This window comes from Streptomyces filamentosus (genome assembly GCF_014654895.1).
Taxonomy (GTDB): domain Bacteria; phylum Actinomycetota; class Actinomycetes; order Streptomycetales; family Streptomycetaceae; genus Streptomyces; species Streptomyces filamentosus.
Map to the genome: position 1 here is coordinate 2,812,559 of NZ_BNBE01000001.1, position 11,974 is coordinate 2,824,532.

Annotated in this window: 9 protein-coding genes; 3 read left to right on the plus strand and 6 right to left on the minus strand. The window is 72.7% G+C overall.

All coding sequences use genetic code 11. The features are described 5' to 3' along the window. Positions 1 to 21: 21 nt before the first annotated feature. Positions 22 to 1,845, plus strand: a complete 1,824-nt coding sequence (gene aspS, locus IE326_RS12715; RefSeq protein ID WP_150229429.1) for an aspartate--tRNA ligase — start codon at positions 22 to 24, stop codon at positions 1,843 to 1,845. Positions 1,846 to 1,902: 57 nt separating this feature from the next. On the opposite strand, the gene IE326_RS12720 is transcribed toward aspS, so the two are convergent. Together IE326_RS12720 and IE326_RS12725 are read right to left on the minus strand one after the other, a co-directional pair. After that, positions 1,903 to 2,391 carry a GNAT family N-acetyltransferase gene (locus tag IE326_RS12720; protein ID WP_150232859.1) on the minus strand — a complete coding sequence of 163 codons (489 nt, stop codon included), beginning with the start codon at positions 2,389 to 2,391 and terminating at the stop codon, positions 1,903 to 1,905. Positions 2,392 to 2,465: 74 nt separating this feature from the next. Then, on the minus strand, positions 2,466 to 2,969 hold the full coding sequence (locus IE326_RS12725) for a hypothetical protein (RefSeq protein WP_190041556.1): 504 nt from the start codon (positions 2,967 to 2,969) through the stop codon (positions 2,466 to 2,468). 153 nt (positions 2,970 to 3,122) lie between these two features. Here IE326_RS12725 and IE326_RS12730 point away from each other — a divergent pair, with 153 nt between their 5' ends. After that, complete coding sequence (locus IE326_RS12730) at positions 3,123 to 3,461, plus strand: DoxX family protein (RefSeq protein ID WP_150229425.1); 339 nt, start codon at positions 3,123 to 3,125, stop codon at positions 3,459 to 3,461. A gap of 68 nt (positions 3,462 to 3,529) precedes the next feature. On the opposite strand, the gene metG is transcribed toward IE326_RS12730, so the two are convergent. Both metG and IE326_RS12740 read right to left on the minus strand, forming a co-directional pair. Beyond that, on the minus strand, positions 3,530 to 5,137 hold the full coding sequence (metG, locus tag IE326_RS12735; protein ID WP_150229423.1) for a methionine--tRNA ligase: 1,608 nt from the start codon (positions 5,135 to 5,137) through the stop codon (positions 3,530 to 3,532). 109 nt (positions 5,138 to 5,246) lie between these two features. Continuing rightward, a complete protein-coding gene (locus IE326_RS12740) occupies positions 5,247 to 7,049 on the minus strand; it encodes a VWA domain-containing protein (RefSeq protein WP_190041557.1) in 1,803 nt (600 codons plus the stop codon). Between the two features lie 237 nt (positions 7,050 to 7,286). Here IE326_RS12740 and IE326_RS12745 point away from each other — a divergent pair, with 237 nt between their 5' ends. Next, positions 7,287 to 9,359, plus strand: coding sequence for a PhoX family protein (locus IE326_RS12745; protein WP_190041558.1), 2,073 nt, complete (start codon positions 7,287 to 7,289; stop codon positions 9,357 to 9,359). 39 nt (positions 9,360 to 9,398) lie between these two features. Here the strand turns inward: IE326_RS12745 and IE326_RS12750 are convergent, their stop codons facing one another. Both IE326_RS12750 and IE326_RS12755 read right to left on the minus strand, forming a co-directional pair. Beyond that, positions 9,399 to 10,388, minus strand: coding sequence for a hypothetical protein (locus IE326_RS12750; protein WP_150229420.1), 990 nt, complete (start codon positions 10,386 to 10,388; stop codon positions 9,399 to 9,401). 34 nt (positions 10,389 to 10,422) lie between these two features. Further along, positions 10,423 to 11,895, minus strand: coding sequence for an APC family permease (locus IE326_RS12755; protein WP_190041559.1), 1,473 nt, complete (start codon positions 11,893 to 11,895; stop codon positions 10,423 to 10,425). Positions 11,896 to 11,974 lie beyond the last annotated feature (79 nt).

Below are 11,974 nucleotides of genomic sequence, written 5' to 3' on the forward strand. Positions count from 1 at the left end.
CCGAAGACTGGATGAACGACGATGCATCGGTACAGGTCCCACACCTGCGGCGAGCTCCGCGCCTCTGACGTCGGCACCGACGTCCGGCTCAGCGGCTGGCTGCACAATCGGCGCGACCTGGGCGGCATCCTCTTCATCGATCTGCGCGACCACTACGGCATCACGCAGCTCGTCGCCCGCCCCGGCACCCCGGCCTACGAGGCCCTCGACAAGCTGACGAAGGAATCCGTCGTCCGCGTCGACGGCAAGGTCGTCTCCCGCGGCGCCGAGAACGTCAACGCCGAGCTGCCCACCGGCGAGGTCGAGGTCGAGGTCGCCGAGGTCGAGATCCTCGGCGCCGCCAAGCAGATCCCCTTCACCATCAACGCCGACGACGGCGTCAACGAGGAGCGGCGCCTGGAGTACCGCTTCCTCGACCTGCGCCGCGAGCGCATGCACCGCAACATCATGCTGCGCTCCGCCGTCATCGCCGCCATCCGCTCCAAGATGGTGGCCCTCGGCTTCAACGAGATGGCGACCCCGATCCTCACCGCGACCTCCCCCGAGGGCGCCCGTGACTTCGTCGTCCCGTCCCGCCTCAACCCGGGCAAGTTCTACGCGCTCCCGCAGGCCCCGCAGCAGTTCAAGCAGCTGTTCATGATCTCGGGCTTCGACCGCTACTTCCAGATCGCGCCCTGCTTCCGCGACGAGGACGCCCGCGCCGACCGCTCGCCCGGCGAGTTCTACCAGCTCGACGTCGAGATGAGCTTCGTCGAGCAGGAGGACGTCTTCCAGCCGATCGAGAAGCTCATGACCGAGCTCTTCCAGGAGTTCGGCGGCGGCCGCGAGGTCACCTCCCCCTTCCCGCGGATCCCGTTCCGCGAGTCGATGCTCAAGTACGGCAACGACAAGCCGGACCTGCGCACCGACCTGGAGCTCGTCGACCTCACCGACGTCTTCGCCGACTCGGGGTTCAAGGCGTTCGCCGGCAAGCACGTCCGCGCGCTCGCCGTCCCGGACACCGCCGACCAGCCGCGGAAGTTCTTCGACTCCCTCGGCGACTACGCGGTCTCGCTCGGCGCGAAGGGCCTGGCCTGGGTCCGCGTGGGCGAGGGCAACGCCCTGACCGGTCCGATCGCCAAGTTCCTCACCGAGGACGACGTCAAGGTCCTCACCGAGCGCCTCGGCCTCGCCCCCGGCCACGCGGTCTTCTTCGGCGCGGGCGAGTTCGACGAGGTCTCCAAGATCATGGGCCCGGTCCGGGTCGAGGCCGCCAAGCGCGCCGGCCGCTTCGAGGAGAACGTCTTCCGCTTCGCGTGGATCGTCGACTTCCCGATGTACGAGAAGGACGAGGAGACCGGCAAGATCGACTTCTCGCACAACCCCTTCTCCATGCCCCAGGGCGGCCTGGAGGCCCTGGAGACCAAGGACCCGCTGGACGTCCTGGGCTGGCAGTACGACATCGTCTGCAACGGCATCGAGCTCTCCTCCGGCGCCATCCGGAACCACGAGCCCGACATCATGTTCAAGGCCTTCGAGATCGCCGGCTACAGCCGCGAGACCGTCGAGTCCGAGTTCGCCGGCATGCTCCGCGCCTTCCAGTACGGCGCTCCGCCGCACGGCGGCATCGCCCCCGGCGTGGACCGCATCGTCATGCTCCTCGCGGACGAGCCGAACATCCGCGAGACCATCGCGTTCCCGCTCAACGGCAACGCGCAGGACCTCATGATGGGCGCCCCCACCGAGCTCGACGAGACCCGCCTGCGCGAGCTGAACATCCAGCTCCGCAAGCCGGTCGAGAAGGCCGCCCCGAAGACGGACGACCGCCCGGTGAGCGAGGCGGTCCACCCGGACGCGGCCCGCTGAGCCCGACGCGTGCGTGAAGGGCCCGGGAGCCGGTGCGGCTCCCGGGCCCTTCCCCGTTCACCCCGGGAACTCCCAGCGCACCTCCCCGTCCAGGACCTCCCCGGTGGGCACGAGCCCGGCGGCGCGGGCCACGGCGGCGGACGCGGCGTGCCCGGGGTGCACGTGCGCGACGACGCCCCGGACCCGGGGCCGCAGCCACCCGACGAGCGCGCCGGCCGCCTCCCGGGCGTACCCCCGACCCTGCCGGGCCGTCCCGACGACCCAGGCGACCTCGGCGACCCCGCCGGCGACGGTCGCCTGCACCGTCCCCACGAGCCGCCCCCCGTCCCGCTCCCGGACCACCCAGTTGCACCAGCTGGTCCCCGCCTCGGGCGCCCCGCCCTCCCACCGCGCGTACCGCGCCCGCAACTCCTCCAGCCCCTCCGGCGCACCCCCGATGAACCGGTGCAGCGCCGGATCCCCCAGCACCCCCACCATCTCCTCGGCGTGCCCCACCTCCAACGGCACGAGCTCCAGCCGCGCGGTCGGTATCGGTTCCGCCCGGATCGTTTCGGCCCGCGTCGCTTCGGTCCGGCTCTTTTCGGCCCGGGCTCCGTCCGCCGTCCCCGCCGTTTCTCCGCTCAACGGGTGTGCTCCTTCAGGAAGGCGCCGGCGAGGGCCGCGGCTTCTTCTTTGGTGGGGGCGGGGGTGGGAGGGGTTCGGGTGCCGTCGGCGGCGGTGGCGGTCCAGGTCCAGGTGGTGTCGGTGGGGGTGAGTTCGGCGCGGCCGCCGAAGAGGGTGAGGGCGGTGGCGCCGGGGGCGGGGCGGGTGACGGCGTCGGGCCACTTCTTGCGGGCGCCCTGGCGGGTGATGCCCCAGACGGCGCCGAGCTGCTCGTAGCTCGCGCCGTAGGCCCCCGCGGTGCCGGCGGCGATGGCGGTGAGGCGTCTGACCTCCTGGTCCACCACCTTCCAGGCGGCCAGGACGGAGAGGGCGATGTCGACCGGCTCGCCCTTCCACATCTCGTCCTCGGCCCGGCCGGTGGCGCGGGCGCGGAGGGTGGAGGCGAGGGGGGCGAGGGCGTCGTGGAGCGCCGTTTCGAGGACGGTCAGCTCTTCTGCGGGGAGGTCTGCTGCGGACGTCATGGGGAAACTGTAGTTTACGGATCACGGCTTAGGGAACTTTTGTTTCCATGAAGACGTGTCGAAGTTCTCTCGCGGGGGCCGTCACACCGGGGGCGGCCGCTCCGTCAGTGGGGTGGACGGCCCCTCCAGGGGCCCACAGCCCGGGGAGCCCCGATGACCACCACCGCCACCGTCGTCACCGCCGTCGCCGCCTTCATGGCGGGCTTCTCGGGAGCGGCGGTGCTCTTCCGCGCGAAGTTCGTCGTCGAGCCGCTGGCCGCCTACGGGGTGCCGCGGTCGTGGTGGAACGTGCTGGGGCTGCTCAAGCTGGCGGGGGCGGCGGGGCTGGTCGTGGGCTTCTGGGTGCCGGTGATCGGCGCGGCGGCGGCGGTCGGGGTGGTGCTGTACTTCGCGGGGGCGGTGATCACCGTGGTCCGGGCGAAGGCGTACGGGCACGTGCCGTTCCCGCTGGTGTACATGGCGCCGGCCGCCGCCGCGCTCGCCCTGATGTGAGCACGGCGAAGGCCGCCGCCCCGGGAGGGTGCGGCGGCCTTCGCCGTGCGGGCGCGCGGGCGCGGACGTCAGTCCTTCTTCGGCTCCTCCAGGCGCGGGAAGAGCACCGCGCCCTTCGTCACCGTCGCACCGGCCGGGAGCAGGCCCCAGCGGGCGGCGTCCTGCACCGGCTGGTCGGCCAGGGCGCCCAGGGACGCCTCGGCGCCGAGGGAGTCCCAGAGCTTCTGGGAGGTGTCCGGCATGATCGGGTTCAGCAGGACCGCGACCGCGCGGAGGGACTCGGCGGCCGTGTAGAGGATCGTCGCCAGGCGGGCCCGGCCCTCCTCCGACTCGTCCTTCGCGACCTTCCACGGCTCCTGCTCGGTGATGTAGCCGTTGACCTGCTTCACGAAGTCGAAGACCGCCAGGATGCCGCCCTGGAAGTCGACCTCCTCGCCGATCTTCGCGTCGGCCGTCGCGACGGCCTTCGCCAGGCCCTCGTGGATCGCCTTCTCCGCGTCGCCGTCGGCCGTCGAGGCCGGCAGCGCGCCGTCGAAGTACTTGCCGACCATCGCCGCCACGCGGGAGGCGAGGTTGCCGTAGTCGTTGGCCAGCTCGGAGGTGTAGCGGGCGGTGAAGTCCTCCCACGAGAACGAGCCGTCCTGGCCGAACGCGATCGCGCGGAGGAAGTACCAGCGGTACGCGTCCACGCCGAAGTGCGAGGTCAGGTCCTGAGGCTTGATGCCGGTCAGGTTCGACTTCGACATCTTCTCGCCGCCGACCATCAGCCAGCCGTTGGCCACGACCCGGCCCGGCGTGGGGAGGCCCTGCGCCATCAGCATCGCCGGCCAGATCACCGCGTGGAAGCGGAGGATGTCCTTGCCGATGAGGTGGACGTTCGCCGGGAAGGTCTCGTCGAACTTCTCCGGGTTCTCGTTGTAGCCGACGGCCGTCGCGTAGTTCAGCAGCGCGTCGATCCACACGTAGATCACGTGCTCGCTGTCCCACGGCACCGGGATGCCCCAGTCGAACGTCGAGCGCGAGATGGAGAGGTCCTCCAGGCCCTGCTTGACGAAGTTCACGACCTCGTTGCGGGCCGACTCGGGCTGGATGAAGCCCGGGTTCGCCTCGTAGAACTCCAGCAGCTTCGGGCCGTACTCGCTCAGCTTGAAGAAGTAGTTCTCCTCCTTGAGGATCTCCACCGGCCTCTTGTGGATCGGGCACAGCTTCGTGCCGTCCTCGGCCTCGATGAGATCGCCCGGGAGCTTGAACTCCTCACAGCCCACGCAGTACGGGCCCTCGTAGCCGCCCTTGTAGATCTCGCCCTTGTCGTACAGGTCCTGCACGAACTCCTGGACGCGGTCCGTGTGACGCTTCTGCGTGGTGCGGATGAAGTCGTCGTTCGCGATGTCCAGGTGCTTCCAGAGGGGCTTCCACGCCTCCTCCACGAGCTTGTCGCACCATGCCTGAGGCGTGACGTCGTTCGCCTCGGCCGTGCGCATGATCTTCTGACCGTGCTCGTCCGTGCCGGTGAGGTACCACACCTTCTCGCCGCGCTGACGGTGCCAGCGCGTGAGCACGTCGCCTGCGACGGTCGTGTAGGCGTGGCCCAGGTGAGGAGCGTCGTTGACGTAGTAGATGGGGGTCGTGACGTAGAACGCCTTCGCCCCCTGCTTCTCGGATCCAGTGGCCGCCATGGTCGAAATCCTAACGGCCAGACGAAGATCCACTCACATCGATATCGACGGGGAGCAGGGGGCGAGCGGGCGGAGACGGAGCGGGGCCCCGGGCGGGGGCCCGGGGCGGTCAGAGGTGGAGGTCCGCGAGGACGCCCCGGTAGAACGCCGCGTGCGGGGCCTCGGCCGGGGCCGGGCCCGCGAAGTGCGTCGCCGTACGGTCGGCGGTGAGCTTCCGGAGGAAGTCGAACGCCTTGTTGTCCTCCTCGCCCCACGCGGTGAACCGCCAGTGCACCGGGCGGTCCGCCGCCTCCGCCAGGGCCTGGGCCGCGGCGGCACGGGACTCGGGGGCGCCGTCCGTCTGGAAGACCACCAGCGCGGGGCGGTCCGCGTCGCCCTTCGCGTGGTGGGCGAGGACCTCCTCGACGGCCCGGTGGTAGTTCGTCCGGCCCAGCCGGCCCAGGCCCGCGTTGATCTCCTCGACGCGGGTGGGGGTGAGCCCGGCGGGCGTGAGGTCCACGACGCCGTCGACGTCGGTCGAGAAGAACACCGTCGTGACGGTCGCCTCCTCGTCCAGGTGCGCGGCCAGCGCCACGGTCTGCTCGGCGAGCCGCTGCACCGACCCGTCCTTGAAGTACCCGCGCATCGAACCGGACCGGTCGACCACCAGGTACACCCGGGCCCGCGCCCCCGCGAGCCCTTCCTTCCGCAGCGCCGCCCCCGCCGCCTTGTACGCCTCCACGAGGTGCGGCGCGGCCGTCCTGACCCGCGCGAGCGAGACGGCGGGCCGCGCGGGGGCGTCGGTGTCGGTGCCGGCGTCGGTGCCGGTGACGGCGGTGGTGCCCGTGCCGAGGGCGGTGGCCGTGTCGGCGTCGGCCTCCGGCTGCGCCGGGACCGTCTCGGGCTCGGCCCGCACCTCGGCCTCGGGGGACTCGGGGACCTCGGGTGCCTCAGGGACGGTCTCCGGCTCCGCAGCCGCCGTCACGGCCTCCGGTTCGGCGATCTCAGGCTCGGTGACCTCCGGCTCGGCGACCTCGGCCCGGGGCTCGGCGACGGCGGTCGCCTCCGGCTCCGCGTCGACCGCCTCGGCCGCAGCCGCCGGCTCCTCCGCGGCGGCGGACTCGGCGGCCTCCGGCTCCGGCTCGACGATCGCTGCCTCGACGGCCTTCGGGTCGACAGACTCCGGCTCCGGGTCGACAGCCTCCGGCTCCGTCACGGCGGCCTCCGGCTCCGTCACGGCGGCCTCCGGCTCCGTCACGACGGCCTCGGCCTTCACGGCCTCAGCCTCGGCAACCTTCGGCTCCGGCTCGAAGGTCTCAGCCTCGGCAACCTTCGGCTCCGGCTCGAAGGTCTCAGCCTCGGCAACCTTCGGCTCCGGCTCGAAGGTCTCAGCCTCGGCAACCTTCGGCTCCGGCTCGAAGGTCTCAGCCTCGGCAACCTTCGGCTCCGGCTCGAAGGTCTCAGCCTCGGCAACCTTCGGCTCCGGCTCGACGGCCTTCGGCTCCGCCTCGGGCTCGGCCGCCTCGGCCGTCTCCGCCGGTGCCGTGCGGGCCTTCGGGATCTGGGGGTTGTCGAAGGCGGCGGCCACGAGGTCGTCGGCCGCCTTGCGGGCGGCGGCCTCGGAGGGCTCGGGGGCCTCGGCGGGCTTCGGGGCCTCGCGGGGTTCAGGGACGTCCGTGGCGGGGTGCTGCTCCGCCGTGACGGTCTCCGCCACGACGGACTCGGGCCCGGCGGCCTCCGGCTCCGTCCGGGCGGTCTCCGGCTCCGGGAGGGCGGCGGGCGTCGCGAGGTCCGCGGAGGCGGCCGACCCCGCGGGCCCGACGGCTTCCGCGGAGGTGTCGTGGGGTTCGCGGGACTGGGGCGGCACGGAGGGGGCGGCCGACTCCTCGCGGTCGCGGCCGAACACCTTGCGCAGCAAGCTCCGAATACCCATGGGCGAACCCTTTCGCATGAGTTGGATGCGGTATGCGTCCTTCATCCCTGGCCAGGGCGGACACGTAAGGTTAGCGGCCGCGTCCTCCGGTTCCAGGGACCCCGTCTGCCGCGGTCGCCGCGCATTCATCGGGCGTTCACTCCGTCGCCTCCCCCGTGCAGAGATGCGCACATAGCGTCACGGCCGAACGGATTCCCGACACCATGTCGGCGCAGTGCTGCGCCGGAGGAGGACGAAGTGCGCAAGCTGCTGCCGCTGATCGGCGCCCACGCCCACGGAGGCGGACGTTCCGCGCTCACCTGCCGGTTCCGCTGCGGCGACGCCTGCTTCCAGGAGGTGCCGAACACCAGCGACAACGCGTACGCGGGTGACGTCATAGCCGGTGTGCTGTCCCGTCGCTCCACACTGCGCGCCGCCGCCGTGGTGACGGTCGCCTCCGCCGCCGGCGGTTCGCTCGTCCTCGGCGGTGCGCAGGAGGCGCAGGCCCACCCGGGCGGCAGGCCCGGCCACGGCTCCGCGCCGAAGGCCGACGGTGCCCGCGGCCTCCGTTTCGCGCCGGTCGCGCCGAACACCGCCGACCAGGTCACCGTTCCCTCCGGCTACGGCCAGAACGTCGTCATCCGGTGGGGCGAGCCGATCCTCCGCGGCGCCCCCGCCTTCGACGCCGAGAACCAGACGGCCGCCGCGCAGGCCAAGCAGTTCGGCTACAACAACGACTTCCTCTCCCTGCTGCCGCTGCGCGGGGAGCGCGACCGCCAGGTGCTCGTCGCCAACCACGAGTACACCGACGAGATCCTGATGTTCCGCGGCTACGACGCCGAGAACCCGACCCGCGAGCAGGTCGAGGTGGCGTGGGCCGCGCACGGCCTCTCCGTCGTCGTCGTGCAGGAGGAGCACCGCACCGGCAGGCTCACCGCGGTCTCCCGGCACCACCTGAACCGCCGCCTGCACACCACCAGCGCCTTCGAGCTGACCGGACCCGCCGCGGGCTCCGCCCTGGTGCGGACCTCCGCGGACCCGGCGGGCCGCACCGTCCTCGGCACGCTCAACAACTGCGCGGGCGGCACGACCCCGTGGGGCACCACCCTCCACGGCGAGGAGAACTTCAACCAGTACTTCGCCCACGGCTCGTCCGCCACGGACAAGCGGTACGGCATCGGCGCCGGCGCCACCGAGCGCAAGTGGGAGCGGTTCGACAAGCGGTTCGACGTCGCGCAGGAGCCGAACGAGCCGCACCGCTTCGGCTGGGTCGTCGAACTCGACCCGTACGACCCGGAGTCGACGCCGAGGAAGCGCACCGCGCTCGGCCGCTTCAAGCACGAGGCCGCGCAGCCGCGCCTCACCGAGGACGGCCGCCCGGTCGTCTACATGGGCGACGACGAGCGCTTCGACTACTTCTACAAGTTCGTCTCCTCGAAGCGGATGATGAAGGGCGACTCGCGCCGGGCCCGCGCGCACAACCTCACCCTGCTCGACGAGGGCACCCTGTACGTCGCGAAGCTGACCGGCGACTCCCCGGCGGCCGAGATCGACGGCACGGGCAAGCTCCCGAACGACGGCGAGTTCGACGGCTCCGGCACCTGGATCCCGCTGGCCACGGCCGGTCCCGACGGCGCCGTCTCGCACGTGCCCGGCATGACCGCCGAGGAGGTCTTCGTCTTCACCCGGATCGCCGGCGACAAGGCGGGCGCGACGAAGATGGACCGCCCCGAGGACGTCGAGCCGTCGCCGCGCACCGGCCGCGTCTACGTCGCGCTGACGAACAACACCAACCGCGGCAAGGGCACCAACCCGGGCGCCGACGAGGCCAACCCGCGCAACCTCAACAAGCACGGGCAGATCCTGGAGCTCGCCGAGCACTGGGACGACCCGGCCTCGGACGGCTTCGCCTGGCGCCTCTTCCTCGTCGCCGGCGACCCGAACGACCCGGCCACCTACTTCGCCGGCTACCCGAAGGAGAAGGTCTCCCCGATCTCCTGCCCGGACAACGTGGCCTTCGACCCGCACGGCAACCTGTGGATCTCCACGGACGGCAACCAGCTCGGCTCCCACGACGGCCTCTTCGGCGTGGCCGTGCACGGCGACCGCCGCGGTGAGCTGAAGCAGTTCCTCACCGTCCCCAAGGGCGCCGAGACCTGCGGCCCGCTCATCCAGGACCGCCGCGTCCTCGTGGCGGTGCAGCACCCGGGCGAGATCGACGGCGCCTCCGTGGAGAAGCCGGCCTCCACCTGGCCCGACGGCCCCGGCAAGATCGTCCGCCCGTCCGTCGTCTCGGTCTGGCGCGCCGACGGCCGCGACATCGGCGTCTGACCCCGCCCGTCCGCGGGGCCCGGGAGGGCCCGGGGCCGGTCAGCCGACCCCCAGGCCCTCCCGGAAGCGGGTGAACTGCTCCTCCGGGTCGCCGGTGTACGACCACGGGACCCAGGCCGCCCGCGCCCCGAGCAGTTCCATCAGCTCCCGCGCCAGCTCCGCCTGGCCCGCGTGACAGGCGGCGTGGGCGAGGAAGTTGAGGTCGCCGACCTCCTCGGGCGGGATCGGCAGGGACCGGTCCCGGCCGAGGATCCAGCGGTCGTGGGTGCGCCGCAGTTCGGTCACCGCCAGCTCGTGCTTCCAGTGCTGGTCGAAGCCGCGGACCGGCCCGCGCCCCAGTGCTCCGTCCGCGATGTAGCGGTACTCCTCCACCCGCGCCACCTGCACGAGCACCGGCAGCGCCGAGCCGGGCGGCGCCACGCCCGCCGCGTCCCGCGCGAAGTCGTACATGGAGCCGTGGGTGCCGTGCCAGCGCGCCGAGAGGTAGCGCAGCACCTGCACGTGCCCCTCCGTGTTGTACGGGTCGCGGCGGCGCAACTCGTCGAACCAGTAGCGCAGTTCGCGGCGCGGCACGCCGCCCTCGTACAGCCGGGCCACCGAGAGCAGCGACACCCACGGCATCGGGTCGGCGGGGGCGGCCTCGGCCGCGCCCCGGCAGGCGTCGACGGCCGCGTCGATGCGGGACCGGTCGATCGCGGCGCCCCGGCCGGCCGCGATGGCCGCGTCGAAGACCCGTACCACCTCCGTCGCCGCCCGCAGCACCGCCGCGTCCGCGCTGTGCGGTTCGGCGGCCCGCCAGGTCTCGACGGTGGAGCTGCCCGCGGCGGCGTGCGAGAGCAGCCGGATCCGGTGGGTGCGGCGGGCCCAGTCGTCGCCGGTGGCGGCGAGCAGGTTCCGCACGCCCTGCCAGCGGCCGATCACGATGTCGTGGCGGGCCTCCGTCAGGGCGCGGTCACCGAAGTCCGGGTCGAATGCGGGAGCGAACCGCTCACCGCGCCGCCGCCTGAGGGCGCGTCGGCGTACGCCCATGGGGCTCCTCCTTGCCTCGCTGTGCCGGTGGTCGTCAGAAGTCCGTGGCGTAGCTCTTGTCGCGCAGGCGGGTGCGCGGGGGTGCGGGGGCGGCCTCCCCGGCGGCGGCGAGGGCGCGGGAGGCGTCCAGGCGGGCGGGGCGGTAGTAGTCGCTGCCCTTGCGCCAGTAGACCGCCATCGGGACGAGTCCGGCGGCGAGGCCGCCGAGGCCGATGGTGAGGGCTGTGGTGGACAGTTCGCCGAGCGAGGCGACGAAGGCCCACAGCATGAACGCGGAGCCGAGCAGCGGCCACACCCCGCCCAGCAGGAAGTTCTTCACCGACCGCAGCAGCAGGGACTTGTAGGCGACGACGGCGGCGATGCCGGCGAGGCCGTAGTAGAAGGCGATCTGGAGGCCGATCGCGGAGACGGCGTCCCGCAGGATCCGCTGGACGGAGCCGGCGGCGGCCGCGGCGGCGAAGAGGGCGAGGGCGGCGGCGCCGACGGCGGCGACGGCGACCCACGGGGTGTTCCAGCGGCGGTGGACGCGGCCGAGGGCGGCGGGGAGGGTGCGGTCGCGGCCCATCGCGAAGAGCGAGCGGGTCACCTGGAGCAGGGTGGTCTCCAGGGTCGCGACCGTGGACAGGATCACGGCGACGACGAGGAGCTTCCCGCCGACGCCGGGCCAGATCTCCTGGCCGAGGACGGCCAGCACGTTCGCCCCGGCGGCCTCGATGCGGTCGGCGGGCAGCAGCACGTTCACCGCGACCGTGTACGCCTCGAAGAGGAGGAAGACGAAGCCGACGCCGACGAGCGCGGCGAGCCCGGCGGTGCGGCGGCTGTCCCGGGTCTCCTCGCTGAGGTTGCTGGTGACGTCCCAGCCCCAGTAGTAGAAGGCGGCGATCAGCGCGCCCGCGGCGAAGCCCTCGGGGCCGTGGAAGTGGCCGAGGCCGAACCAGCCCCAGTCGAAGGCGACCGCGCGGCCCCGGTGCGCCACCGCCGCCGCGACGAAGGCGAGGAGGATGGCCATCTCGACGCCCGACATCAGGAGTTGGGCCCGGACGGTGAGCCGGGTGCCGCCCAGCACGACCCCGAGCATCAGCAGGAACCAGCAGGCGCCGACGGCGGCGGCGAGCGGCGTCGAGGAGGCGAGGTCCGGGGCGAGGAGGGCGAGGGTGAGCGACCCGGCGGGCAGCGAGCCCGCGACCATGAAGACGGTGGCGGCGAAGACCAGCGCCCAGCCGGAGAGGAAGCCGAGGAAGGGGTGGAGGGTGCGGCCCACCCAGGAGTAGCCGGCGCCGGCGTTGACGTCGATCCGGCCGAGGCGGGCGTAGGCGAGGACGATGCCGAGCATCGGTATCGCGCAGTAGAGGAGCGCGGCGGGACCGGCGAGGCCGACGGCGCCGAAGAGGACGGCGGTCGTGGCGGCGAGCGAGTAGGCGGGGGCGCTGCCGGCGACGGCCATCACGATGGTGTCGAAGGTGCCGAGGACGTTGGGCTGGAGCCCTCTGCTCGTGGTGGTGCGCATACGGGGGTGTCCTCGGAGTCCTGGGGGTGGGGGCGGGGGGTTCCGGACGACGGAGGGAGGAGCGGGGGAGAGGGAAAGG

Coding starts and splice junctions, on each gene's coding strand:
- aspS (WP_150229429.1), top strand. CDS start 22: ATGCATCGGTACAGGTCCCACACCTGCGGCGAGCTCCGCGCCTCTGAC.
- IE326_RS12725 (WP_190041556.1), bottom strand. CDS start 2,969: ATGACGTCCGCAGCAGACCTCCCCGCAGAAGAGCTGACCGTCCTCGAA.
- IE326_RS12730 (WP_150229425.1), top strand. CDS start 3,123: ATGACCACCACCGCCACCGTCGTCACCGCCGTCGCCGCCTTCATGGCG.
- metG (WP_150229423.1), bottom strand. CDS start 5,137: ATGGCGGCCACTGGATCCGAGAAGCAGGGGGCGAAGGCGTTCTACGTC.
- IE326_RS12740 (WP_190041557.1), bottom strand. CDS start 7,049: ATGGGTATTCGGAGCTTGCTGCGCAAGGTGTTCGGCCGCGACCGCGAG.
- IE326_RS12750 (WP_150229420.1), bottom strand. CDS start 10,388: ATGGGCGTACGCCGACGCGCCCTCAGGCGGCGGCGCGGTGAGCGGTTC.
- IE326_RS12755 (WP_190041559.1), bottom strand. CDS start 11,895: ATGCGCACCACCACGAGCAGAGGGCTCCAGCCCAACGTCCTCGGCACC.